This is a genomic window from Rahnella sp. PCH160 (assembly GCF_047784855.1).
Classification (GTDB): domain Bacteria; phylum Pseudomonadota; class Gammaproteobacteria; order Enterobacterales; family Enterobacteriaceae; genus Rahnella.
The window spans coordinates 211879-237810 of sequence record NZ_JBLOGT010000002.1; the positions used below are offsets into that span (position 1 = coordinate 211879).

General features: G+C 49.0%; 28 protein-coding genes and 1 pseudogene. 5 read left to right on the plus strand and 24 right to left on the minus strand.

Annotation, left to right across the window (positions count from 1 at the left end; genetic code table 11):
* The first annotated feature begins 93 nt into the window (after positions 1–93).
* Positions 94–1740 (plus strand): class I fumarate hydratase FumA, encoded by a 1647-nt coding sequence (gene fumA / locus ACM5QY_RS23685; protein ID WP_416123114.1) that lies wholly within the window; start codon positions 94–96, stop codon positions 1738–1740.
* 78 nt (positions 1741–1818) lie between these two features.
* Here fumA and ACM5QY_RS23690 read toward each other — a convergent pair whose 3' ends face one another.
* A complete protein-coding gene (locus tag ACM5QY_RS23690; protein WP_416123115.1) occupies positions 1819–2763 on the minus strand; it encodes an AEC family transporter in 945 nt (314 codons plus the stop codon).
* 490 nt (positions 2764–3253) lie between these two features.
* Between ACM5QY_RS23690 and ACM5QY_RS23695 the strand changes: the two genes are divergently transcribed.
* The gene (locus tag ACM5QY_RS23695; RefSeq protein ID WP_416123116.1) at positions 3254–4939 is read left to right on the plus strand and encodes an NAD-dependent malic enzyme; all 1686 of its coding nucleotides are present in this window, start codon (positions 3254–3256) and stop codon (positions 4937–4939) included.
* A 64-nt stretch (positions 4940–5003) separates the two neighbouring features.
* Here ACM5QY_RS23695 and ACM5QY_RS23700 read toward each other — a convergent pair whose 3' ends face one another.
* The 5 genes from ACM5QY_RS23700 to ACM5QY_RS23720 form a co-directional block, all read right to left on the minus strand.
* A complete protein-coding gene (locus tag ACM5QY_RS23700) occupies positions 5004–5774 on the minus strand; it encodes a DUF3750 domain-containing protein (protein ID WP_416123414.1) in 771 nt (256 codons plus the stop codon).
* Between the two features lie 133 nt (positions 5775–5907).
* The gene (locus tag ACM5QY_RS23705; RefSeq protein ID WP_416123117.1) at positions 5908–6261 is read right to left on the minus strand and encodes a DUF1240 domain-containing protein; all 354 of its coding nucleotides are present in this window, start codon (positions 6259–6261) and stop codon (positions 5908–5910) included.
* A gap of 95 nt (positions 6262–6356) precedes the next feature.
* Positions 6357–6812, minus strand: coding sequence for a hypothetical protein (locus tag ACM5QY_RS23710; RefSeq protein ID WP_416123118.1), 456 nt, complete (start codon positions 6810–6812; stop codon positions 6357–6359).
* Position 6813: 1 nt separating this feature from the next.
* A complete protein-coding gene (locus ACM5QY_RS23715) occupies positions 6814–7701 on the minus strand; it encodes a hypothetical protein (protein WP_416123119.1) in 888 nt (295 codons plus the stop codon).
* A 13-nt stretch (positions 7702–7714) separates the two neighbouring features.
* Positions 7715–8194, minus strand: a complete 480-nt coding sequence (locus tag ACM5QY_RS23720; RefSeq protein WP_195824074.1) for an Hcp family type VI secretion system effector — start codon at positions 8192–8194, stop codon at positions 7715–7717.
* A 490-nt stretch (positions 8195–8684) separates the two neighbouring features.
* Between ACM5QY_RS23720 and ACM5QY_RS23725 the strand changes: the two genes are divergently transcribed.
* The 3 genes and pseudogenes from ACM5QY_RS23725 to ACM5QY_RS23735 all read left to right on the plus strand — a co-directional run.
* Complete coding sequence (locus ACM5QY_RS23725) at positions 8685–9362, plus strand: SDR family oxidoreductase (protein ID WP_416123120.1); 678 nt, start codon at positions 8685–8687, stop codon at positions 9360–9362.
* A gap of 283 nt (positions 9363–9645) precedes the next feature.
* Complete coding sequence (locus ACM5QY_RS23730) at positions 9646–10887, plus strand: MFS transporter (protein WP_416123121.1); 1242 nt, start codon at positions 9646–9648, stop codon at positions 10885–10887.
* A 291-nt stretch (positions 10888–11178) separates the two neighbouring features.
* Positions 11179–11799: pseudogene (locus ACM5QY_RS23735) on the plus strand (ATP-binding cassette domain-containing protein); the annotation flags it as partial.
* A 372-nt stretch (positions 11800–12171) separates the two neighbouring features.
* Here the strand turns inward: ACM5QY_RS23735 and ACM5QY_RS23740 are convergent.
* The 18 genes from ACM5QY_RS23740 to ACM5QY_RS23825 form a co-directional block, all read right to left on the minus strand.
* Positions 12172–12534, minus strand: coding sequence for a hypothetical protein (locus tag ACM5QY_RS23740; protein ID WP_416123122.1), 363 nt, complete (start codon positions 12532–12534; stop codon positions 12172–12174).
* 153 nt (positions 12535–12687) lie between these two features.
* The gene (locus ACM5QY_RS23745) at positions 12688–13161 is read right to left on the minus strand and encodes a hypothetical protein (RefSeq protein WP_416123123.1); all 474 of its coding nucleotides are present in this window, start codon (positions 13159–13161) and stop codon (positions 12688–12690) included.
* Positions 13161–14081 carry a hypothetical protein gene (locus ACM5QY_RS23750; protein ID WP_416123124.1) on the minus strand — a complete coding sequence of 307 codons (921 nt, stop codon included), beginning with the start codon at positions 14079–14081 and terminating at the stop codon, positions 13161–13163. The genes ACM5QY_RS23745 and ACM5QY_RS23750 overlap by 1 nt, the downstream gene beginning before the upstream one ends.
* 535 nt (positions 14082–14616) lie before the next feature.
* Positions 14617–14820, minus strand: a complete 204-nt coding sequence (locus ACM5QY_RS23755; protein WP_416123125.1) for a Thoeris anti-defense Tad2 family protein — start codon at positions 14818–14820, stop codon at positions 14617–14619.
* A 9-nt stretch (positions 14821–14829) separates the two neighbouring features.
* A complete protein-coding gene (locus ACM5QY_RS23760) occupies positions 14830–17085 on the minus strand; it encodes a hypothetical protein (protein ID WP_416123126.1) in 2256 nt (751 codons plus the stop codon).
* A gap of 46 nt (positions 17086–17131) precedes the next feature.
* Positions 17132–17902 carry a baseplate wedge 1 family protein gene (locus ACM5QY_RS23765; protein ID WP_416123127.1) on the minus strand — a complete coding sequence of 257 codons (771 nt, stop codon included), beginning with the start codon at positions 17900–17902 and terminating at the stop codon, positions 17132–17134.
* Positions 17899–19098, minus strand: a complete 1200-nt coding sequence (locus tag ACM5QY_RS23770; protein ID WP_416123128.1) for a baseplate J/gp47 family protein — start codon at positions 19096–19098, stop codon at positions 17899–17901. The genes ACM5QY_RS23765 and ACM5QY_RS23770 overlap by 4 nt, the downstream gene beginning before the upstream one ends.
* Positions 19098–19451 carry a hypothetical protein gene (locus tag ACM5QY_RS23775; protein ID WP_416123129.1) on the minus strand — a complete coding sequence of 118 codons (354 nt, stop codon included), beginning with the start codon at positions 19449–19451 and terminating at the stop codon, positions 19098–19100. The genes ACM5QY_RS23770 and ACM5QY_RS23775 overlap by 1 nt, the downstream gene beginning before the upstream one ends.
* A gap of 1 nt (position 19452) precedes the next feature.
* A complete protein-coding gene (locus ACM5QY_RS23780; RefSeq protein ID WP_416123130.1) occupies positions 19453–20205 on the minus strand; it encodes a Gp138 family membrane-puncturing spike protein in 753 nt (250 codons plus the stop codon).
* A gap of 60 nt (positions 20206–20265) precedes the next feature.
* Entirely contained in the window at positions 20266–20586 is a 321-nt protein-coding gene (locus tag ACM5QY_RS23785) for a hypothetical protein (protein ID WP_416123131.1), read from the minus strand.
* A complete protein-coding gene (locus tag ACM5QY_RS23790; RefSeq protein WP_416123132.1) occupies positions 20586–20927 on the minus strand; it encodes a hypothetical protein in 342 nt (113 codons plus the stop codon). Before ACM5QY_RS23790 ends, ACM5QY_RS23785 begins: the two co-directional genes overlap by 1 nt.
* Positions 20927–21952, minus strand: a complete 1026-nt coding sequence (locus ACM5QY_RS23795) for a baseplate hub protein (protein WP_416123133.1) — start codon at positions 21950–21952, stop codon at positions 20927–20929. The genes ACM5QY_RS23790 and ACM5QY_RS23795 overlap by 1 nt, the downstream gene beginning before the upstream one ends.
* Positions 21952–22260: a phage baseplate plug family protein gene (locus ACM5QY_RS23800; protein WP_416123134.1), complete on the minus strand. Its 309-nt coding sequence runs from the start codon at positions 22258–22260 to the stop codon at positions 21952–21954. Before ACM5QY_RS23800 ends, ACM5QY_RS23795 begins: the two co-directional genes overlap by 1 nt.
* Positions 22261–22860, minus strand: a complete 600-nt coding sequence (locus ACM5QY_RS23805; RefSeq protein ID WP_416123135.1) for a phage baseplate protein — start codon at positions 22858–22860, stop codon at positions 22261–22263.
* Entirely contained in the window at positions 22860–24884 is a 2025-nt protein-coding gene (locus ACM5QY_RS23810) for a transglycosylase SLT domain-containing protein (RefSeq protein WP_416123136.1), read from the minus strand. Before ACM5QY_RS23810 ends, ACM5QY_RS23805 begins: the two co-directional genes overlap by 1 nt.
* Positions 24874–24996, minus strand: coding sequence for a DUF6889 family protein (locus ACM5QY_RS23815; RefSeq protein WP_416123415.1), 123 nt, complete (start codon positions 24994–24996; stop codon positions 24874–24876). Before ACM5QY_RS23815 ends, ACM5QY_RS23810 begins: the two co-directional genes overlap by 11 nt.
* 65 nt (positions 24997–25061) lie before the next feature.
* Positions 25062–25487, minus strand: a complete 426-nt coding sequence (locus tag ACM5QY_RS23820; protein WP_416123137.1) for a phage tail assembly chaperone — start codon at positions 25485–25487, stop codon at positions 25062–25064.
* Positions 25488–25490: 3 nt separating this feature from the next.
* Positions 25491–25931 (minus strand): DUF3277 family protein, encoded by a 441-nt coding sequence (locus ACM5QY_RS23825; RefSeq protein ID WP_416123138.1) that lies wholly within the window; start codon positions 25929–25931, stop codon positions 25491–25493.
* Between the last annotated feature and the right edge of the window lies 1 nt (position 25932).

Here is a 25932-nt window from a genome sequence, read left to right on the forward strand (position 1 = left end):
ACGGAACGAATAGAAACGTCGCCGTGATTTTCCCGTACTCTTCCTGAAAATCGTTGTACCCGTGGCGGCCATAACGGATTAAGTGAGAAAACAATGTCGAATAAACCTTTCTACTATCAGAATCCCTTCCCCGTTTCCAAAGACGATACTGAATACTATTTGCTGACCAAAGAGCACGTCTCTGTCAGACAGTTTGACGGTGAAGACGTCTTAAAAGTCGCGCCCGAAGCGCTTACCCTGCTGGCTCAGCACGCATTCCACGATGCTTCTTTCATGCTGCGCCCTGCGCATCAGCAACAAGTTGCCGCCATCCTGGATGACCCGGAAGCCAGCGAAAACGACAAATACGTTGCATTGCAGTTCCTGAGAAACTCAGAGATCGCCGCGAAAGGCATTCTGCCAACCTGCCAGGACACCGGCACCGCGATCATTATGGGCAAAAAAGGCCAGCGCGTCTGGACCGGCGGAAACGACGAAGCCAGCCTGTCTCAGGGCGTATATAACACTTTCATCGAAGACAACCTGCGCTATTCCCAGAATGCCGCGCTGGATATGTACAAAGAGGTGAACACCGGCACCAACCTGCCGGCACAAATCGACCTCTACAGCGTCGATGGCGACGAGTACAAATTCCTGTGCATCGCCAAAGGCGGTGGTTCTGCAAACAAAACGTATCTTTATCAGGAAACCAAAGCGCTGATCACCCCGGCGAAGCTGAAAGGCTATCTGGTTGAGAAAATGCGCACGCTGGGTACCGCGGCTTGCCCTCCTTACCATATCGCGTTTGTTATCGGCGGCACTTCGGCCGAAGCGACCTTGAAAACAGTAAAACTGGCGTCCACGCATTACTACGATGGTCTGCCAACGGAAGGTAACGAACACGGTCAGGCTTTCCGCGATGTGCAACTCGAACAGGAACTGCTGATCGAAGCGAACAATCTCGGCCTCGGCGCGCAGTTCGGCGGTAAATACTTTGCTCACGACATCCGGGTAGTCCGTCTGCCACGTCACGGCGCTTCCTGCCCGGTGGGCATGGGTGTTTCCTGCTCCGCTGACCGAAATATCCGCGCGAAAATCAACAAAGACGGTATCTGGATCGAGAAACTGGAAAACAATCCGGGCAAATATATCCCTGAATCACTGCGTCATGCCGGTGAAGGCGAAGCCGTTAAGGTTGACCTGAACCGCCCGATGAAAGAAATCCTTGCACAGCTTTCAGAATATCCGGTATCAACGCGCCTTTCCCTGAACGGTACTATTATCGTAGGTCGTGACATTGCGCACGCCAAACTGAAAGACCGTCTGGATAACGGCGAAGGCTTGCCACAGTACGTTAAAGATCACCCGATTTACTACGCTGGCCCGGCGAAAACACCAGAAGGTTATGCCTCCGGTTCCCTCGGCCCGACCACCGCAGGCCGCATGGATTCCTACGTGGATCTTCTGCAATCTAACGGCGGCAGCATGATCATGCTGGCAAAAGGCAACCGCAGCCAGCAAGTTACCGATGCCTGCCACAAACACGGTGGCTTCTATCTGGGCAGCATCGGCGGCCCGGCAGCGGTTCTTGCACAACAAAGCATCAAAAGCCTCGAATGTGTTGAATATCCTGAATTAGGGATGGAAGCAATATGGAAAATTGAAGTGGAAAACTTCCCGGCGTTCATCCTGGTGGATGACAAAGGCAACGACTTCTTCCAGCAGATCCAGCAAAACCAATGTGCGAAATGCGTGAAGTAATCGCACCGCGCTAAAACAAAAGGCTCGCCGGAAATGGCGGGCCTTTTTTATCGGTTCAGATCACAGCACGTCCCTGCTTTACGACATCATATAAATCACGATCCCTTCCGTCACAATCCCGAGCGCTGTCCCGATCAGAATGGAAGATGAGGCGGATTCCACGTACGTATCACTGCGCACTGCAAACATCCCGGCAGCAATCGCCGACGGCGTGGCACCGATAATCACCACCTGCTGCATCAGCGTATGACTCAGACCAAATGCTATTCCGGCGGCCGCCATGATGGCAGGTTGGATTAAATTCTTGATGCCGATATTGGTAAACGTATGGATATTCAGCGTCGGGCGTTCGCCGAAGAACAATAATCCCAGCGCGAACAACGAAATACCCCCTGCCGTTTTCCCCATCATTTCAACCGAAGACGACAGCAGTTCCGGGATTTTGATCCCCGCAAGACTCATGATGACGCCGAGAACGGGGATCCACACAATCGGGTTGCGCACCGCTTTGAACAGGTTTGTCAGGATCATTTTGCTCAGACTGCCCTGATCGGCCAGTTCACTGTTTTCATCCCCCATGCGGATCAGAACAATGGTCAGCGGGATCATCAGCACGCTGGTGATCAGGTTACCCACCAGCACACCCAGAAAACCTTCCGGCCCGATGAGTACGGCCAGAACCGGCGCGCCGAAGTACGCCATATCCGGGAAGGCGCACACCAGTGACTGAATGGCGCTGGTTTTTATATCGTGACGAAACAGAAAACGCGAGATGCACAGTGTCAGAAGATAAGACCCCATCAGGCCGATCACCAGCACAGCCATAAAGGATAAATTCTGTATTTTAGAAGGGTCGGTGTGTAATGCGCCGATAAAAAGATGTAATGGCAAAGCAAAACGAATCACTACGGTGGCTAACACCGTTGCGTCGTCCCGTTTCATATAACCGAGTTTCCCGCTCAGCCAGCCTAAAACCATAACAAAAACCAAAGGGAATAAAGAGGATAAGAGTAACGTTGGCATAATCAGACCTTTATCTTTTTTATTGTTAATTGAATGAAGAAAAATAAAACTGCGAGTCTTTATATTATTTTCGCTTAAAGGTAATTGTGACAATGCTCACATCTGTTTATTTGATAAGAATAACAATAATTACTTAACCATCAAAAACAGTAAAATCAATCAATTACACTAAACTGAGTTATTTAGCTTAAGTGAGTATTTATTTTATTACTTACATTGAATTACTCTGAAATATCCAACAACATGCTGTCGTTTCTTATCACTAAGTAAGTATTAAAATGCTTTTGTAATTTATGTAACCAGAACCCCTGCCTCACGCGTGATATAAAAAACAGACAATAATAAAGACTATTTCCGGCTGCTGTGCGCCACCTGCTTTATTTTTAATTCACTCTGATTCGATTGTTTATAGGATTTTACTGCGAGGGATCCCGCGCGAAGAAATAACGCCGAGGGAAATCACTGAGTACAAACTCTCTAAGGCTTAATGATGTTAAAAAAACGCCCACTCTACACGCATTACACCGGTTCACTGTTACTCGAAAATCCGCTGCTGAACAAAGGCTCGGCCTTCAGCCGCGATGAGCGTCTGGCGCTTAATCTGAACGGATTGCTGCCAAATCAGGTCGAAACCATCAGCGAACAGACCGACCGTGCTTACACCCAATTCTCTGAATTCAAACGTGATATCTCAAAACACGTTTATCTGCGCAATATCCAGGACACTAACGAAACGCTTTTCTATAACCTGGTGAATTCGCATCTGGAAGAAATGCTGCCGATCATCTACACCCCGACCGTCGGCGAGGCCTGTGAGCATTTCTCTGATATCTACCGCCGCGCCAGAGGGTTGTTTATCTCCTACCCGGACCGCGACCATATCGATGAAATGCTGCAAAACTTCTCCAAAAACGACATCCGGGTGATCGTCGTCACCGACGGCGAGCGCATTCTGGGATTGGGCGATCAGGGCATCGGCGGGATGGGTATTCCTATCGGCAAACTGTCTCTGTATACCTCTTGTGGCGGGATTAACCCGGCCAATACGTTGCCGATCATGCTCGACGTTGGCACCAATAATGCGCAGCGCCTCGATGATCCGCTGTATATGGGCTGGCGCCACCCGCGCATTACCGACGGTGAATACAATGAATTTATGGATATGTTCATTCAGGCGGTCAAAACGCGCTGGCCGGACGTATTGCTTCAGTTCGAAGATTTCGCGCAAACCAACGCGATGCCGCTGCTGGAACGTTATCGTGAAGAGCTGTGCTGCTTTAATGACGATATTCAGGGCACCGCCGCTGTCACGTTAGGCTGCCTGATTGCTGCCAGCCATGCTGCCGGAACGCAGTTGCGCGACCAGCGCGTGACTTTCCTCGGCGCGGGTTCTGCGGGCTGTGGTATCGCGGAAAAAATTATTGCGCAGATGATCGCCGAAGGCGCGACGGAAGACGAAGCGCGCGGTCAGGTGTTTATGGTGGATCGTTTTGGTTTGCTGACCGATGACATGCCAAACGTGCTGGGTTTCCAGCGCAAACTGGTCACACGCAAAGCCAGTATCGCTCACTGGAAAGTCGATGCACAAAACATCTCGTTGCAGGATGTCGTACACCATTCCAAACCGACGATTCTGATTGGCGTTTCCGGGCAGCCGGGGCTGTTCACCGAAGAAATCATCCGCGAAATGCACCACAACTGCCACCATCCGATCATCATGCCGTTGTCGAATCCGACGTCCCGTGCCGAAGCCCGCCCGCAAGATGTGATTGCGTGGACCGAAGGCGCGGCACTGATGGCAACCGGCAGCCCGTTTGCGCCGGTGCATTATCAGGACCGCACTTACGCGATCCCGCAATGCAACAATGCGTATATCTTCCCCGGTTTAGGCTTGGGGATTCTGGCCGCCAAAGCGCGTCGCGTTACTGATGGTATGTTGCTCGCCGCAAGTCAGGCGCTGGCCAGCCTTTCTCCGCTGGCAACTACCGGCAAAGGCTCGCTGTTACCGGCTATCGCCGATATTCAGCATGTATCGAAAGTGATTGCCGCCGAAGTCGCCCGTGTAGCGCAGCACGAAGGTGTGGCGCCGGAAATGTCGCAAGAGACGCTGCAAAACCGTCTTGATACTGAATTCTGGAAGCCAGAATACCGGTCTTACAAGCATTCATCGTTCTGATCATTTGTCTGGCCGGAGAGATACCGGCCATTTTAAATTCTGAAGTACATCTTAGTAATAAACGCTAAAGCTCGGCATTTTGCGGATTATCAAAACCGACGCGACCGACAAACGGTAAACGCAGTGCCGGATTTTTGAAATCAACTCCCAGATTTAGCCCTAACACATTCACTTCAACGCCCTCTTCAACGCCGAGCGTAACGCCCAAAAGCCCCAGCACTGAAACCTGCACGCCACGACCGGAAGGTGGCAAACCGATCGGATTTGTGATGCCCCGATAATCTTTGCCGATGGCGTTAGACGGCATATCGAGTTGCAGATCCGGCACTTCACGGCCAATGTGCGCCATAAATGTGTTGCTGTTGGGGCCAGGCCACGCGTGATAGGTATGCGGATACGGATAACTTTTTATCGCCGCGACAATATTGGGGATCATCGCTTCAGCCTGGGCACCGCGATGATCGACCAGTAATTTGGGCTTAGACCCAAACCAGTAACCGTCAGGGATAGCATAATTGCGGCGAACAACGTTCGTGCTGCCCCAGCTGATGACGTCATAACGTGTAAACGCCGTTTCGCCTTCGCGTTTAAAAATAATCCACGGATGTACCGCCACCAGCCCGCGCCAGCCATACGTCGGCGCGGCATATATCTGGACAATCGCGGTACTGCGCAGTTTGACCGGATCCGGCGCAATACCCGCAGAATCACGACGCGCCGTCGACCAGTTCTGGCTGGCAGGCTCCGTTTTAGTGTGTGCCGCCCTGGCATAGCTGTAACCGAATGACAGCAACAAAACCCCTACAAAACAGAGAATTATCCATTTCACGGCCATTTTTTTCACTCACTCTTGTCAGCCATTTCGAATGAACAACAGTACGCATTCATTACAAGGCTGGCAACGTGAAAGTCTGGTGCGCATCACAAATTTTCTAGCAAATGGCCGCTGAAAAAGGACAATTATTTCATTATCTCAACTTGTCGTAAGGCACTATCGTCTTACATAAAGCAGGGTGAATAACATAATAACTGCCGAGTTTATCTTCGTTGCAGGAAGTGTAGGATGAAAACATAAATATGAATGGGATGATAAAGGACATAACAAACCCTAAGCAGCAGGAGGCTATACTAATTCCTAACCAAATATTTCCGATTACAGTAGCTTTTTTTAATGGTTTCATCCCTTTACGTAATAATATTCTCAATGAAAAAAAGAACATCCAGATGAATAAAGGAACCCCTCCAATAGATATTATCACTTTCCCATTATACTGTATAATATCTCCGCGCAAAAAAAACGAGTAAACACCAAATAAATCCACTTAAATGGAAATCACGTAAATAGTTACCACGCAGATAGCCATCATTAAAAAAGCTGAGAGTTTATAAAACACCAATTTTTGTAAATCATTATCTTTCATTTATCTCTCCAGCGATGCGTAACTATTGTCTTACATAAATCAGGGTGAATGACATAATAATTGCTGGTTGTATCTGTATTGCAGGAGGTATAGGATGAAAAAATAAATATGAAAGGGAGAATAAACGAGGCGATAAAACCCAAGCATACTGATGCAAGGCTAACCCCTCCCCAAACATTCCCAATCCACGTGGCTTTTTTCAAGGGTTTCATCCCTTTATGCAATAAAACCCTTAACGAAAAGAAAAAACCCCAAATAAACAGAGGAATACCTGAGACAGAAATAACCACCTTCCCGTTATACTCAATGATATCTCCAAAAGCAAATATCGAATAATTACCAAGCACACCAGGCAAGCTAATCACCAGGTAAGTGAACCCTGCAAAAAAGACTATCAGAAAAATAGCTGAAAGCTTATAGATAATTAGTTTTCTAAAATCATTCATTTCCATTTCAATATCCAAATCCTACAGGTGCATTTAAAAATAAACCGGAATTTTTAAAATTCCATTCATTGATTTTTTGATATTCTTCCCATCCCTCCCTCAACTTGATTTTAAGGCTAGAAGAGAAGCCAATTTTGTCATCTAACTTATTCAACGTGATATTTAATACAATGCCAGCGACTACAATTACAAATATAGTAAAAGCGACAGGGGCACCAAGTACAGTCAAAACACCCGCAGCAACACCGATAACAATACTAGTAACAATGGTTTTTACCGCATCCACCGAAACATCAACAAGAAAATCGGCAAGGTGATAATCAGATTTAAATACTAATTCGAGGGCGCGCCAGGCCAGGGAGGCGACAATACAAAATCTCGTTCCTTTAACAAGTGCTTTACCAATACCCCGGTAGCCAATGCCCATTTCCAGCATCTGAGGATGATTCACAGCATAACGGGTGCCCTTGAGAATTTGGCGCAATCCGGCGTACCCGGTTATTTTGATGTAAGATTTACCTTCGAATGTGTATTCAATCGCCCGGACACCGAGCGATTTGAAATGAAACACCAGATCACCGGCTGAATTCTTATAGGTCATTAATTTGCTGATATTCCCAGTGCCTTCCAGAATATCTTTAATGTTACCCGGCGCCAGTTTGTAGGAGAAAATTTTATCCGTGCCGCCCATCAGGGTATCGACAATTTCTTGCGCCTCTTCCATCGTCAGCAACATGATATGGCGAGTTTCGGTAATAAATGTACCGTTCGCGAAAGCAATATCGCGCTGCACAGGATTCATGCTGGGGAAAGAGTTGAATGAGTCCTCGCCCATTAATATTTTTTTGCCGGCATTGACCCGTCGCCAGTAAGCCGCATCCGTGAGATCTGACATTTTTTTCCCTTTCTTAATAAACGCGTTCATTCCATAAACTGTACGCGCTTGTGCCCGCTATGCAGTGTTCCCATGTGATGGTTTCGTAGCTGAAACTGACTCTTTCCTGCGCTTCGGCTTCGCTCTCAAGAATGCTGTGGGGCACAATAAAATCGATATTTGTGATCCGGGCACCGGTTAATTTCACTTTGTAATAACACTCTCCCATGCCGACTTTATTTGTACGGTAGAGTTCCAGATCACAGGTTAATATTTCATTATCAGTTATAGCCTTCCCAAGAAGCGGCGAAGATTTATCTATCGGCTTAAGAATAGTCACTTCATGATGGTTTACGTTTTGATCGCGGGACAGCGTATGTTTCATACTGTAAACCATGATCTTGTCAATATTTCCGATTTGCGCTTTATTACCAATGGAATCCAGTGAAGAACATCCCGCAGAGATCAGCCCCTGAGTTTGCCCGTTCAACGTCAGATATGTTAAGTTTGCCATATTAGTCCCTTAAAAATCATTTGAATGAGTGATACTTTCCATTTCGAAATTACGTCAACTTCGACGATAATTCATTCTTGTTACTGATTTAATTAACAGAAATCCGTCAATCAGATAATCAACTTAATGTATTACTATTAATGCAGTCTGTAAAAGTTAAATCTGAGAGTGATTTTGTTCCTGAGTATTTTAAAAAACAAGATATTTATGCATGAATTAAAGCTTAAAATATTATTATTCATGCCACCAATGAATTCATTGGAAATATATGAACACCGACAAACAACAGGCGATATAAATCAAGCCTGCCGGCGCTAGCAGGTTGCCACGCCGACAGTCAGTGCCGGGAAACTCATGCATCCGGAAAATCGGACTCCAGCCCATTGTTGCCAGCGGCGGGTTGTCCCATACTGAAACTCAAGCTAAAGCGGTTTTACAGGTTTAATGAAAACAACAAATTAATTTTAACGCATTGAATAAAAGGATGAATATGACTGACTCTAAGAAAGCATTGATCATCGGCGCTTCACGCGGCATCGGCCTGGGTGTGGTGGATGTACTGGCAAAACGTGGCTGGCAGGTAACTGCGACTACGCGTGCTGCCGTTCCGGCGAAAAGCCCTGCTTCGGCTGAATGGGTAAAATTAGATATCAATAAATCCGAAGCCCGCGAAGCGGTGAAAGACGCACTTTCCGAAAGCCGTTTTGACCTGATTTTCGTGAATGCGGGCGTATTTGGTCCCGACCATCAGGACATTCATCAGGCCACCGATGAAGAGATTATTCAGCTGTTCCTGACCAATGCCATTTCCCCTGTCCGCACTGCCGCTGAATTCCTTCCCCTGCTGAATCACCGTACCGGCGTGCTGGCGCTGATGACCTCAGAACTGTCCAGCCTCAACGAGAATGAAGTCGCCACCTATCCGCTGTATTCCGCCAGTAAGGCCGCGCTGAATATGCTGACCCGCGGGTTGCAGGAAGCCACTGAAAAGCAGGAACTGACGCTGTTATCCGTCCATCCGGGTTGGGTAAAAACTGATATGGGCGGCGAAGATGCCACCCTGACCGTTGAAGAAAGCGCCACCGGGATTGCTGATCAGTTCGACGCATTCCGCGGCAAAGGCGGCCACCACTTTGTGGAATATTCCGGCCGTAAATTACGCTGGTAAATTTGCAGTTCCCCCGCTCGCCACGGCCTCACTTGAGGCCGTTTTTATTTCTGAAGAAAAACCGGAAGATCATGCGCAAGAACTCCGTTCCTTCTTCACAATGTGAAGGCAAACTCCGTTTAATGAAGATGTGCTGAATTTTTTGTGATGGTTCTTTTTTATGGTAAAAATAGCCCGGTAGATTGATTGTTAATAATTTGTACCCCTAATAATTGCCGGGCTAACTTATGACACAATAAGGCTCAGACGCGGCGTATAAACTTTCTTCTTTCAGGAATTTGTCATGCCTCCTTCTTCCGCAGTGAATTCAGATTCGCTGTTACAACATCGTTCGTTTGTTGCGTTCTGGATAGCCCGCGCCGCGTCCAGCTTTGGTTTCCAGATGCTTTCAATTGTGGTGAGCTGGCAAATCTATTCGATTACTGGTCGGGCATTTGATCTCGGGCTGATCGGGCTGGTGCAGTTTTTCCCCTCCGTCGCGCTGGCGCTGGTCGCCGGGCACGTAGCCGACCAGTTTGATCGTCGCCGCGTGGTGTTGCTCGGGCAGATGGTAGAGTGGCTGGCGATTGCCGCACTGGCCTGGTTGTCGCTGACCCATCACGTCAATGAAGTGATCATACTCGGGCTGATTTTCATTATTTCGACCGCCAAAGCGATGGAGGCGCCGTCGTTGCAGTCGATGCTTCCGGCGCTGGTTCCGCCGCATTTGCTGGCGCGCGCAATGGCGGCAAACAGCGTGTCCGGCCAGGCGGCAGCGATGGTCGGCCCGGCGCTGGGCGGTTTTCTGTATGTCGCCGGTGCGGGCGTGGCCTATTCGGTTTGCGCCGTGCTGTATCTGCTGTCGATCCTGATGGTCAGCCGTTTACGATACGAACAGGCGCCTCCACGCCGTATTCCGGCCACGTTCAAAACGTTGTTTGCGGGCATCAGCTTTATCCGTAACCGGCCGGACGTTCTGGGCGTCATTTCACTCGATTTATTTGCCGTGCTGCTGGGAGGCGCGACGGCCTTGTTGCCGATTTTTGCGCACGATATTCTGCATACCGGCCCGTGGGGATTGGGTTTACTACGCGGTGCGCCTGCGGTTGGTGGCTTAATCGTCGGCTTCTGGCTGAGCCATCGCGCGCTGAAACGCAATGTCGGGATGACCATGTTTACGGCGGTAGCCGGTTTTGGCGTCGCCACCTTGGTCTTCGCCTTCTCAACCTCGTTGTGGCTTTCCATACTGGCCCTGTTTGCCCTCGGCGGTTTCGATATGATCAGCATGGTTATCCGTGGCGCGCTGGTTCAGCTGGACACGCCTGACGATATGCGTGGCCGCGTCAGCGCTGTGAATTCCATTTTCATCAACACGTCCAATCAGCTCGGCGAGTTTGAATCCGGTTTGCTGGCGGCCTGGGTGGGCGCAGTTCCGGCCGCGGCGATTGGCGGCGTCGGTACATTGATCGTGGTGGGATTATGGATGACATGGTTCCCGGCCTTGCGTAAACGGCAGAAGCTTGAAAACGATGTGGTGACACCGTAACGTTCTCGTGAGGATTTTCGACACTGGAACAATTCGGAAATCCCCAATATAATCAGCTCATTCATTCACCAACAGAATACATAAGGAGGATTGCCATGCTGACCCGTGAAGTTTTTTTAGTTTCACTCGTCCTTAGCGATCGTCACTGCTCAGGCGTTACCGGTATCGTGCTGCGATAACCTGCTTGAGCGAAGCTAACTGACAATCTGAGAACTTCCCTCCGGCTTACCGGTTATCGTCGGCTTTATTGACGACAGGCATTTGTTTGCCTGTAAAACCTGAGTAAGCACCATGACATTATTATCTGCACAATCCATATCCTTCGATAATGCCTTCGGCCCGTTGCTGAAGGAGATTTCTTTCGGCCTGAAAAAAGGCGACCGCATCGGGCTTATCGGCCATAACGGCTGCGGAAAAAGTACCCTTCTGAAAGTCCTGAACGGCGAACTGGCGGCCACTTCCGGTACGGTTACACTGTCGAATCAATGCATTATGGCGACGGTAGAACAGCATCTTCCCGTTGCATTGCAGGACGCAACGCTGATCGACGCGGTGCAAAACCATTTGCCCGGCAGCCTGCATCAACCGGAACGCTGGCAGGCAGAAGTGCTGCTTGCGACGCTGGGCTTCGGGGAAAAAAACTGGAACCTGGCCGCCGGAACGCTCAGCGGCGGGCAACATACGCGGCTGATGCTGGCGCGTGCGCTTATCCGTCAGCCGGATTTACTGCTGCTGGATGAACCGAGTAACCATCTGGATCTGCCCACGCTGCTGTGGCTCGAGCAGTTTCTGCAAAACTGGGGCGGCAGTTTTGTGCTGGTTTCCCACGATCGCAGCCTGCTGGACAACGTCACCAACAGCACCTGGATCCTGCGCGACAAAACGCTGCAGTTCATCCGCCTGCCCTGCTCGTAGGCAGATTATTCACTTGTAACGCAATGAAAAAAAACAATTAATGTATGATTCCTGCCAAGATTAATCGAAAAAAACTTGTTCTCTAACTCATTGGTTTCAATAAGAACAAAAAACGTTTTGCAGAAGACTTCCGAATAAAAAATCAGATAAATTCAATTTTCTCCCCCTTTCCTTTTCGTATCAGTTCAGCCGCGTCCCGATAGACGCCCTCCCGATCCCAACCTCGATATACGACATCAAAACCTAAATCCCAACTGCTCATGTTTCAACCATCAAATACTGAATATAAAACCATTGCAGGCATGATTTGCAAGCCAATAAAAAACCCGCCGAAGCGGGTGTATACATTTTGACGGCGCATTAAATTTTCTAACCGTTGTTAATCATCAGATAGCTCAGCAATCCCTCGCCTGACGCTTTCTTTGCAGGTTCATTGCTTGCTGTGAGATAAAATGACGTTGCCACATCATACGGCGCTTTGTCTGCCGGCTGGATGGTAAAGGTTAAAGTTGAAGGCGTTAATAAAGAACTGCACGCCATTTCCCACTGAGAGTCTCCATTGAGAGCCGCCTTGCACTTGCTCACGCCATAGCTATAAGACATTTTGTTGCTAACAGCGCTTAAGGCATCTCGCACGTATACAGGGTTATTCCCACCGCTATAACTTGCAAATGCTATCCCGCCAATCAATAGCAGGGGCAGACCATATAAAGCCCCATTCCTTATTTTCATCCTGAATACTCCTTCGCATCATTAACATGCACTAAGAATACTCTCAAAGAAAATGCAAAGAAATGTCAGTGACATGATATTTTCACATTTTCATCTGAGCAATATTAATCAAAAATGCGGACATTTCTTTGCGGTAAGGTGCAGGCTTTCTGGCTAAGAGCTTGGTTGTGCTGGAAGAATAGCTGTGCCGTCCCCTGTCGCAATATACGCCCTCAGCGCTTTACGGTAGGTCACCAAAGTCGATTTTTCCACTGCGACGGCTGCAACTGTATCCGTCCCCGAATAATCTTCATCGTCAATTTGTTGCTGTAAGGCTGTGATTTTATCTGAAGCGCGGGTGTATTCTGATTGGGCTGTTTCTAAGTTGCCCTCGGCACTCGCAGCTGATTTGAGTTCTGCACTCTCAGCGGTGATTGTCCAGGCCAGTGTCTCGGTAGAAAACGTATAATCATAGCCATCACGCGGCTTGGCATAGAGAGCATTATTAACGTAAGCATCCCCAATAGATGCATTAAAATCGTCTGTGATTTCAACGGGTGTAACATCAAAAAAAATGTCCCCATCGCCATCCCAGACAACAGTGTTCACCACAAACCCGTCTTTTATAATTGCGTAGTTACTTTCCATTATGCGTACTCCCAAACGATTGCAATACCAGAACCGCCTGCGCCACCGGCTGCGGCAGCACCATTGTTAACGCCAATAGCTCCAGCACCTCCAGCGCCATGATTTGCCGTGCCGCTGCTACCTGCATTTATTCCAGTTCCTGAGAGTGATCCGTATGGGGTCATTGAGGCAAAGAAAGAATCCCCACCAGCACCTCCGAGAGAGAAACTTGACCCGATAATTCCTACACCGCCACCGCCGCCAACCCTGAAAGTATCAGCCAGGGCAACAGCACCACCAGCACCAGCAACACCTGAAGGCGCAACGACCGTGGTTGTAGTCCCTCCAAGGGTGCCACCCGTGCCCCCCCCAGCCGTAAGAAGTGACCCGAATGTCGTATTCCCGCCGGCAATCCCGGCAGCCCCAGTGACTCCGCCACCGCCTGCGCCGATAGTAATTGCCACACCACTGAATCCACTAGTGATACGACGACGGCCATACCCTCCACCACCGCCACCAGCTCCAGCAGTTGATGAACCAGCACCTGTAATCGGAACTCCACCACCGCCAGCTCCAGCACCCTGAGCCTCAACGATAACGAATGCTGTTCCTAATGAGGAGGTGTAAGTCCCAGATGATGTGAAAACCCTCATGCCGATCAAACGACCTGTCCCTGCCGCCAAAAGAGCCGCTTTGAGATTCGTCAGAATTGTTGCTGTTACGCCATTATCAAGAACATCTACGCCCAATGTGTCGCTAATGAACTGTGCGAGAACGCTCGACATGACGGTCCCTTGTCGTAACGCTTTATTTATTTGAGCTGAAGAGGCTTTACCTGACTGAAACCCCGTCAATAAAGCGGCCAGTGCTTCATAGGCGGTTTGATCCGTTACGTTCGCACCAGACCCGATCCCGAACGGTTTAAAATTATTTGTCGACATTATTTTTATCCTATATTTATAGGTTTATTAGCAGATATGTTAGTTGGAAACTACTCAGCATGGGTGAGATAATAAATGTGATTATTAAACTTAATATTTAAATGCTAATTGAAACCATTTTATCAAATATGAATAATTTCTTACCAACCCGGTTATAATGATTCATTTACTTTCTCGCCTCGAACAACAAGATACTCTACAGAACCGCCGTCGGTAATTTCATTGGAGGACTTTATATAAATAGTTACCATTTCAATTTATACTTAATGCTAATTTAGAGTTATTTCCCCTTCTCCATGTTAATTATTAAACCAAAGATATAATATCCTAGGCCGTTATTGATATGAAATTTTAAGAGACACCACCATAGGATTCTATGACGATAATATTACAGTTAGTGGTTACAATATTACTTATATCATAAACATGACTTCTTATGTAAATGGCTATAGCTGCTATAGCTATAATGTCGCTTGAAATAACAAATTAAGTTAAATAATCACGGTTGGGGTGGGGGTGAATTTGACAATTAAGACTAAGAGATCTCCCAGTCATCTGACATCTGATCTGATAGTGATGGCCTCCACCCGACAAGATCCCCATCAGGGGAGAATAAAGTAATCGAAGTAGCGTCTTCATCTGACTCAATTGAGGCGGCAACATATTCGTTAGCTCCCAGCCGAGCGGAAATTATTTTTGAACCGGCCGCGATCGCGGCTTGCGCATCTTTCCAGATCATAATTACCCCTTAGTAAGTTCTTGTTACAGCGGCAGTACCAATACCAGCAGTTTTGACGATATCCCCACGCTTTGCGTCTGTCGGAGTGATCAACTCAAACTCTTGTCTTACATCGAAATACGTAGTGGCGTACGACACATTATCAGTAAGAGCATTAGGCCAAGCAATTCCGAGATTGGTCTTTCCTTTCACGGTGCCTTTTGGCATGAGTGTGGCTGAATTTATGAGTTCCGTAGTCCAAGTTTTATTGAAGAAAGTAAAGTCTCTTGCGCTGAATCTGAGACCAATACCTGCATTCTGACCACCATTAACAAAGCCAATATCATTGACAATTCCAGCGCTGAGGGTTCCGCCGCCAGACACATCTACTGATGAGGTATTATTGTACCCAACATGCAGGAACCAGTTTGCATAAGATGGAGATGGGAATGTGGCAGATGTTGCAAACCAGTTGTCTTTTGCCACAGACTTTGCTGCTGGCACAGCACCACTTGCGGTCGATCCGCCACTATGGAACCCCCCCACAGCCAGCATCGCGTAGATGCCGTAGTCGTTGAAATTCGTGTACGGAACAGTGTCGTAATAGAAGTTGTTATCGGACACATTTATAAAACCGTTATTATTCGCAACGAGCCAAAGGATGCAGTTGATAAACTTATTCCCTCGGATGATAAGGTTGTTAGCAGCCCCCATCTGTACGATGGCGGAAACAATGCCTATGCCTCTCCATCTACAGTTCGTGATATAGATCCCATCTGCTTTGGTATTTTGAGCGGCATTGTAGAAGCGGGCAAAGCGCGAATTAGTGTTATCGACCACTATTTCACAGTTATCGAACGACACCTGGTTATTGAAGAAGAATGTCGCGACGCCACCGTTGGCCCAGTTTTTCGCGTAGCAGGAATATGCGCGGCAGTTAGTGCAGCCCTCGAAATCAATACCAACATCGCAATGGCTTGGATCTAACGACTCCACGCGGCAGCTGCTAATCTCAATATTATCGCCCATTGAACCCCAGATACCCGCCCAAACGACATTAGCCCTGATATTTTGGAAGGTCAAATTCTTACATTTTCTCTCATTGCCTACAGCACCGTTGATGTTGTAATTTGAATCTCCACCCCAGAACATCGCTGCGTAGTAGTACCCATCGACAGTCACATTCTCGCAAATCCCACCCTCGGTGTAGCGGTATTGAATCAGGGCCGAGGTGGTAGAGCGAGTGACCGTAGTAGCTTTTACGAAGCTGGAGTTGATATTTTTTGGTCGGGATGCTGAGGTCGTTACAGCATAATCATTTGCCCCATCCATTACATCGATCAGTCGTGGCCCTCGTAATTCCGTATGTTCGATAGAGCAGTCATGCGAACCACTTTGCACCGCCAAAACTACCATCGTGTCATCTGGGTGCTCATGTATGCCACCGGCGATAACTACGTCCCCGACATTCTGAACCATAAAGCCCCAAGCTTGCTGACTACCACCGCTGCTGCCAGTGTTATTCACCCAAGTAATTACAGCCCCGGATTCAAGATAAATCCTCGCTCCAGCGGGAACGTTAATCGTGTTACATTCCAAGGTGTACCACCCGGCAGGGAGTACAACATCGAGTCCGGTCGCCAGGCAGGAAATTAATGATGCCGTGTCATAATCAGTGCCATTGATTTTAGCGCCAGCCATAGCCAGCGTGACCGCCCCCTGCTTGACTACTCGCTTCCAGCGAGCACTATTACCAGTAACAATGCACACAACTCCATCATCGGCGGTTGTAGAGTCGTTCGCGTCATAAACGAAGTAGCCACCTCCAGTATGCGTATTGGGGTTGTAGCCGACAACATCGATCTTCTGCCTTGCTGCTGAAGGCTCAATTGTCCTCAGCGTGGCAATGTCTGGGCACCTACCTATATATTTAAGCCCATCATAACTTGCATATTGTGTGGTGAATTCTTCAGTAACTAACTGAGCGCTTTCCGCTGCAGTTTGAGCTGCACCCATGGCAGCCTGTGAGTTTTGGCTACTTAATTCGGCAGCACTTGCAGATTGTAACGCCTGGTCGGCACTTTCTATTGCTTGTTGTCCGGCGATAGTTATTTCATTAATTCTTTCATTCACCTGAACTTGAAGAACAGAAAATTCCTTACCTTTTCTGTTAAAGGTTTTCCCAGAGGGGTTATTAACGAATTCATCAATTGCACTTAGATTATCACTTAAATCCGTGAGAGCATTTGATGGTATTGGATTATCTGTGTTATATCTCTGTGACATTTTCATTCCTTACTAATAACTTTCATAATTTAATTAGCGGAACTGGTTACAAATTTCGCTCCCATGACCCATTATCAAAACCGGAAACATATTCGTTATCCACATCGAAACCAAAGAATTGATAACCATCTGATGGAGTAATAATTTCTCCAGAGAAAACTCCAGCAGCCTTGACCGTTAAATAACCCTGTTTTATAACTGCTATTATTTCAGCCGATGTGGAGTTCATTGATAATGATGTGTAATCTGTTGCCACATAACCGTCTGGCAACGTCACAAACCCGTCCCCGTTTAAACTGTTATCCAGAATAAGCCGGTCAGTATCGCTGAGGGTTTGAGACTCGGATAAAACCCAGATTGATATAGTCATGTCCTGATTATCGACTATCACCATTCTGACGCCGGAACCCGACAAAGCTGTATTCAGGATTTCAGGTAAGGTTTCGTTTGTGCCATCCCAATGGTTAATGGCAATTTTTGCCTTGAGCACAATCCGGTAAACTTCATCGCTAAGGCTGGTGAATCCCTCATCCGGGTCATACGGCCCTTGCCACGAACCCTGGTCGTATCCCAGATTATCGGTATCAAAAGAGAAATAGACGCCAGATATCGGCTGACTTACAACCCGTGATCTGCCAATCCATTTACCCAAAATATCTAACTGGGTGCCTTCTGCAGCATCAATATCAAACTTTGTAATTAAACCTGATATCGAACCAATAGCATCGGTGAAAGGTCGGGTAATCAGGTCAATGTGATCGACAAAGAGAGGTTTTTGCCGATGATAGTTGGTGATGAGTTCAGTATATTTACTCATGACGAAACCGTTATGTTGATATTTGCAACATCACAGGTTGCTGACTCATCAAAAACAATGGTGATATTGCTGGCCGATAATGAACCGGTACTTTTCCCTATTAACAGGCTGGTAATGTCGTAGTAGCGACTTTCCCCACCACTTACCACGCCGAGGTTTGCCGGGGAGTAGACCCGGCTTAAAAGCACATCTGCGCCAATGCTCAGGGAATTAATGTAAGCGGCAATCGCTGTTTTGATATCAGCGCCGACCTGAGACGTATAACCCGCAAAAGCCTGAATGGTTATATCGACATATACGGGTACCGGAACGGGACGATTAAACCCAATGGCGTGAGGGTTTCCGTAGGTGTCCAGAATGATAATGACCGTGCTGCCATTCGGTGTGACGCCCTGGCCTTTTTTCAAACGGATAACCGTTGCAATTTCCGTGGCGTCACCACCATCAACGACAGCGGTAATTGAATGGGGTGGCAGTCCGTTACTGTCAACGGTGCCCGTATCGTTCTCATAAAGTACGTGGCGAGTAACGCCGGAAACGTTAGCGATAGCCCCGTCAAGCGCATCAAATGGCGTTATTGAGGATAAGGCCACGCTCTGAGTTTGCCGCGTGCGCAGCGCCGCGTCTGTCTCGGCTGCCGTCCCGACGGTGGCCGCACTCGGGTTTGTGACCGATACCCAGCCGCGTGTCGGCGTATTGATGCCGGTGACCGTGCCAGCCAGTGCCGCGACTGCGCCGGCGGTGGCGCACGTTGCCGTAACCAGCACCGTGCCATCGGTGCCTATCACAACTGATGTAGGCAGCGTCCAGATAATGTTGTTCGAATCTTTTGCAGAGCCGTTGGCGATTATCAGCCCAATGGTGCCGGTAATCAGCAAATCTACGGTCGAGTTATTTGCCACGCCGCGCGAAATACCGTTTATCTTCACATTGCTGGACAGGCCCACCCCGATCCCCGTCGCCGGTGAAAATGCGTTATAGGTGGCAATTGCAGTATTGTTCGCGTCGTGAATGCCCAGCGCGTACAGCGCCACCATTTGCCCGTCCTTACTGTCCGGGTCTAAGTAGGCATCAGAGCCGTAAATTTGCTGAAAGTAGCCGGTTAATGTGGTGAGGATGGTCTGGTAATCAGGCGCGCTGATCCCCTGAGCTGTTACCGTTGCCGATAACCCCAGTGTGTCAAGATTGATAGCCATTATGCCCCGCTTGTTACTGTGGCAGTCCCGTAAATGGTGTCTATGGTCGCCGTGAAAGAAACGCGCCGTGTAGCGCTGTCAACGGACGTATCAAAGGAGGTAATTGAACTCACGCCCTGGGTTTGCAGGATGTGCTGGCGAATAGCCAGGTTATAAACATCGGGGCTTTGCTTCCCGAGCACTGACTGGATGTAAGGCGTTCCGGCCGTCGTGTCGAGAAACCATTGACCGCGCCAGAGCAGGAAGCGCGTTTTTACCGCCTGCGCCACCGTCTCCGGCGAATTTATCAGAAACGTGTTATCACCCTTTCCGAACGTGTAATCGCCGTCAGCGTCTTCGCGTCGATATCTCATATCAGTTCACCTTGTCGGTATTCCCGCTGCCCGTCTGAACGCCGCCATGCGTATGCTGGTCGCTGATGTCTTTGCTGTTGGAAGTCAGCGTGCCGATAAATCTGATGGCACCGGTAATCGTTGCCGCTGTGCCGGATGCAATGCTGCCGACCATGCCGCCCATCCACGTTAAAAGGCCATGAATAGTCACGGCCGCCGAGAACGTGGATTGCGGCGCTGTGACGTTGAATCCGCCAGGGGCGACGATATTGATCGTCTGTGTGGCTGGATTAAGTTCGAAATACGTTGAACCGTCGTCACTGCGCATCTGTGCCGTATTGGCGCTGATGCCGCTGATTTTCCGCGCCTGAGACTGTGGGCCGACAATAGCGAAAGCATCAGATAAATCATGCTGCCGAGGATCCACCGGTTCCTGAACGCCGCCGCTCTGCCACCAGAAGTCGATGCAGCTATCGGAAAACATTATCAGGCACTCATCGCCGGGCTCGACCGGGAACGTCATAGTGACCCCGCCGCCGCGCTGGAAAATCACCGGGACGTCGGTCAGCAGAGAAAGCGGGGCAGACTGCTCATTGCCCGCGTCATCAGTTTTAATGCCCATGATTGCGGGTTGGACGACACAGGTAACGGTTTCCGGGTCGAATGACTGGATGATCCCCGGCATATACACCCGCAATCCCGCTGAAATGGCTTTGGACAGTGCGGCATCGAGTTGCTCACGGTTACCGACTTGTGACCCAAGGGATACTGACATGCAATTCTCCAGGCAATAAAAAACCCGCACTTGGCGGGTTTCATTTAAATTTGGTGGCGGTTAAATATCAGTTTTCAATACAATCTCGCAGTCATCAGGCGTCAGTCCTAACACCTCTGCAGCCTCAGGATATTTGCATGAATTCTTGACCCTGCGAAAACCCAAAATGGCAAACTGATCACCCTTAATTTTCATCAACTCATCCTCATCGCCACCTTCGCGGCGAGCAAAGCCAGCAGCCTCAAAATTGGATGTTTTAGATATTGCTGTGTGGATTGCTATATTATTATCTAATTCTGGATGAAGCTTAAAGAAATCACGAATATTTCCAGCCTGCACTATTGCTGGAAATATAATCATTGCAAAAATCAATTTCTTCATCAATTCACCTTTACACAATCATATGTCCAGAACTCGCGTGGTTCGTCCATGTTTACGCGGACAACCTCTACGTTGAGAATGGCTTTTTTGTTACGCTTAACGTAGTCGAAGCCTAACCAGCGGCCAACGTTAGGATCAGGCAGCATCCATTGCATCATGACGTTATCAAAATCATCTTTTTGTTTGAGGAACGTCATTTTTTGTGTCTCAGGGGCTTGACCATTAATATGCATCAGGCCATCACTCTCACCTTTCAAAAAGAAAGGACCACACTGTGTTGCTGAATGTGCGGAGTAAGAAAGCAATGAAGCGAATGCCAATATTAATGTTTTAGTCTTCACTATCCCACCTTATTGATTGTACTAAGTGTCTGCAGTTCTTTCGCATCTTTAGCCAAACACAGCAAATCCATATACCATGCCTGCCCGCGAGTATCGCCAGTATAGTTGATGCTACCCACTTTGTAATCACCATCCATATTGATTGAAGCTAACTGTGAGTCGCCAGGGATACCGTTTACATAGAGGTTCCCATTATCTGCAGTTTCGCCCAGAACGCCAGGCGCAGTCCCAATCTGCTCATTCGACAGGCTGGCGCGGTATACCGATGCCTGATCCAAGCGAATAAGGCCACCCAGCTTGATGTTGGGATTGATTAGGCATTTCACGTTAACGCCCGCCCCCATGGTCTGCTGTGGCATGCCAATGAGACCGGTGTTTGCGTTGAGAACAACGATGGAATCGAGATATTTCGTTTCCGGAAGGATATGAACCTGGTTGTTTTCATACCACCAGTTAGCGCCGCATTTTTCAGCGATTTCGTTTATCACATCGGAGGTGTTTTTAACGATGACTTTTCCGCGAGGGAAAACGGTTTTAGGCATCTCAGGGATTGACCCCGCAGTGATGCCGAATGGCGCATACGTCTTCATCGCCTCATTGAAAAGCGTGTCGTACGACCAGCCCGCAGCAATCGTGGTCCGCATCCCCGCATACATGTGCCCATTCCAGCTATCAACAGACTGAATCAGTATCCATGTGTCGGTGATGTTATCTTTACCCGCCACGGTAAACCGGATTTCACCGTTAAAAATCATACCAATGTTCTGATCGGGGTAATTCCCTGTATCGTCCATATCGCCATCGTATCCGGCGATAACGCGAACGCGCCCGAATTCTTTATTTTGTATCCTGTTTTGCGTTTCCTGCGACAGGTTATAAATTTTGAAATTGCCGACAAAACCGTTAAAGATGGTGGCTGGCATTTTTTGAATATCGAACGTCACTTTTAAGTCAGAAAGCACGATCCCGTTGCCGGAATCATCCAAAAGCTGAACTTCAAAATGGCGCATCCAGTTCTTAGACATTATGACTCCGTAATCGCATAGAGGTGGCTCGTTGTCCCGAGTCCAGTTTGAGTGGGGTATTCGACCCCAGGCTCATCGCACGCGACGGCCAAGCTGAACCCGAGACCGAGATAGGCATACTGCGCCAGCAGGTCAGTGCCAGTCACCAGTGGGATACCGGCAATAAGGTCTTCATCGCTGCTATTTTGCAGATCCATAACCCACCCCATTGAATCGCGCCAGACGATCTGCACCGTCAATACGTTACCGTTTAGCGTGATGCTGAAAGTCTGGTTATCTGCCGTCAGCGGAATTTCTGTAACGACCATTTATCCCCCGAAAAGGCTGCTGAGAATGGACTGGTTTACTGTCTTTGGCGTTTTTACACCGGTGTTCTGCGTAGCGCTTGTGTTAACCCCCTGAGTCATATTTGCTTTGCCAGCGCTGGTGATCACCTGCGTTTGCGTAGTGATCACCTCCCTGAGGGTAAGTGTTGCCATCAGCACGTTCTCACTGGTCCGGTCAGTCGTAACATCCAGAACGCGGATCAGCATATTGGTGTACATCCGCTTACCCGTCACGACATCAAAGGGTTTGCGAGAACGCTGCAGCGCGAGAATAGCCTCATACATTTCCTTCGGGCTTTTCCCAAGCGTCAGGCCGAGCCCGGATGTGTCAGCGAAATCCAGTACCGAACCGCCACCGGAAAAACCTGTTTCCATTACCACTTCTGATGGTCTGCGGAATGCATGTTCGGCGATGAATCCAGCGCCGTCAGCGCTCGCGCCACCCGTTGTGGATGTCGGAACCTCCACAGGATGCTCTGTGATTTCCAGCGCATCGCTGTGTTTTTCCGTAATGACCACATCCGGAATGATTATCCCTATCTGGCGCGAGCGCTGGGAAAAAAGAACAGAGAGAAAATCCATCAGCCGTTAACCCTCTTGAGTTGTTGCGTGTTTCTGGAATTTACGGAATTTTGCTTATCAGCAATAATATTCCCAGCCTCACGCGGATCGCTTACGCCCGAGATGTAAATATTGGTTTCGTTTTGCTGGCTCATGCCATTATTTGGCATATTACTGCGAACCTTTGGAATATAATTTCGCGTCTCTGCTGGCAGTAAACTCATGCCATATTTACGGACGTTACCGATCCCAAAATTGTAGGAGGCTAAAGCCTTATCCAGATCACCACCGTTGAGTTTGAGCAGTTGCGCCAGATATTTAGCGGCTGCCTGTGCTGATTTGACTGGGTCAAAGGCATCATTACCGCGCAGCCCTAAATCTTTGGCCGTTCCGGGCATCAGTTGGAACAACCCCTGCGCTTGCCCGTATTTAGTTTGGGGGCCGACGGCATTGGGATTACCGCTGGATTCGGTGATGGCCACGCTTTTCAGCAACCCCTCAGGCAAATGATAAAGGGATTCCAGCTTATCCAGGGTTGGGTTTAACCAACCAAGCAATGCCGCTCCGCTTTTGGTGGGTTGGGGTTTTTTGACTGTCCCATAAGCATCATAAGACCCGGCCCCGCCGTCAGCGCCCGGAGTAAAGAAGCGATTCACGGCATCATTCGCCTGGAGATATTTATCCAGCAACCAGTTTCTATTTTGGGTCGCTACCGCTGTTACGCCGGGCAGCGCATCCGGCTGATCGCCGCCCTGACTCATCAGCTGTTTGGCGAGGCTTGCCGCGTCTGACCACCGGCCTTCGTTGATGGCATTAAGCAATGCACTGATGGTGTTAAGCATTTTGCTGAGTTCGCCAAACTGTTTAGTGAGGCTGCCAAACTCAAACTTGATGGACCACGTTTTAGGATCGATACCGAAGAGGTCAAGGATTTCATTCTTCAGACGATTAATGCCAGTCCATAATTTGTCTATACCATCCAGTGCAGAGTCTATATCGGGCTTCCATTTACCCCAGTCAATCAGGCTTTTACCGCCTTCCTCCCATGTTTTGTAATCGTCATACAACCCAATGATTGCTAAGCCGAGAGCTGTAATCAGACCGATTGGCGACATAAGAAAAGCACTATTAAGAATACGCCACGCAAGAACTAAGGCACCGAACACTTCAATGAGCTGCTGAGTTCCCTTATCGAGTTTATTCCACCACTCCCGGATATCACCTGCTGCCTGAATTAGCCGGAACACGACTCGTCCGATGGTGTCCGCCAGCCATAGCAGCCCGCGCACGCCGCGTGTAATGGTGTCTTCAATTTTCGGGAAATTATCGAGGATTTGTTTTCGCAGGTTATCGATAGAGCCCGCCAGTCCGTTAGCGAGATTAGAGCCGATTTTATCCCGCGCCATGCCCGCCATTTCCCCCAGCGAACGTAACGAGGTCATAAACCGGTTGGATGCAGCAGCAGCCTGGTCAGGATTAAACCCGATGGCACTTTTCATGGCGTTGTACTGGCCCATGTACTCGCCGATGCCTCGGCGCATTGCCATCAGTGTGTTTTCATCAATGCCCAGCATCTGCGCATATTGGTTTGCGCGCGGATAAGACATTTTGCTGAGCTGCTGGCCAACGCCGGTAAACACGGCTGACATGTCCCGCATATTGCCGCTGGCGTCCCGCGTCTGCACGCCCAGCCGGTTAAGAAAGCCCTCTGCACCAGGATTGTTACGAACAAACCGGGACAGGCTTTCCAGCGAGGAGCGTGCTCCGTCAACGCTCCCGCCCATCTGTGACGCGGCATAACCCAGCGCCCTTATCCCTGCGACGCTGGCGCCAGTGCGCTGCGATGCCCAGTAAAGATCATCCAGACCGGCGGCAATCTTGGTGGTAAACAGCAGTATGGTGCCAGCGGCAGCCTCAACGACAGCACCCATTTTCAGCACGTTGGCCGTTACGCCAGCGACAACCGAATCGAATTTTTTCGCCCCAGCATCATCGACATCGAAGCCCAGGGAGATCAGGAAATCCTTCAATGTTTCAGCGTTCATTATCTGCTCTCCACCTGGCTATCCGCGCCTCGTTATCGTTTTCCATCTGCAGGAAGTCATTCATCATTGCGATATCGCACAGATCAACCGCGCCCGATTTCAGGTCTTTCATATCGAGATGAAAAACCTTAGCCGGGCGCAGAATGTAATCCAGATTTTCAGGCAATGAACTGAGCGTTATTCCTCCGCCTCCTCTGGCGTCGGCGTTGTAGGGAGTCCTCGCAAAAAATTTCCCAACGAGTCGCCTACCACACGACCGACGATTTGGAGCATGTCCATCATATCCATATCATCGAACGCCAGAACATCACCCTGCATCACCGGCGCCCAACTTTTCATGTGCTTTCGCGCGGCCACTGCCAGACAGGGGAAGATCACCGCATTGGCGTCTTCATCACTCAAATCTGAAAGAGACTGAGCAATTTTCGGCAGCACCCTTTCCATGATGCTGGCCGAATCTTTTTTGGCTGCCAGCGCCTTAATAGCCTGAAAATCGGAAAGCATCCCGGAGAGAACCGGCAGCAGCTTGCGGGAGACTTTGAACTGATCGAACACGCTCAGTTTGGCGATACGGTAGGTTTCGCCTTTAATTTCAAATTCCATCGGTTAAAACTCCCCGAGAACTTCATCGATTTTGCCGCAGTCGAATACCCACGTAACGGTATTGCCGACTTTAGCGTTTGAGTGGTCTGGTTGCTTCTGGAACGCCACTGAACGTGCCGTACCCAAATCACCGGACGCTTTGTTACGGACAACAATCACGTTATTGCCCCACGCGGCTGACGACAGGCTTTGAGCGTTGTACACCAACGACAGTTTTTTATTTACTGGAGATGTTTTCAGCAGGACGACGCTGATCGTGCCGCTTTTTCCTGCGTGAAGGCTGTGCATCACTTCGCCATCGGCACCCACCGTCATGGTGTTTTTCGCTTCACCCATCGTGATAGTGATACCTTCATCAGCGTTCGCAGAGCCGTAACCCAGATCCACAATGCCGGTCACGCCGGACAAGGACGCCGAAACGTCCATAAAAGAATAAGTAGACATG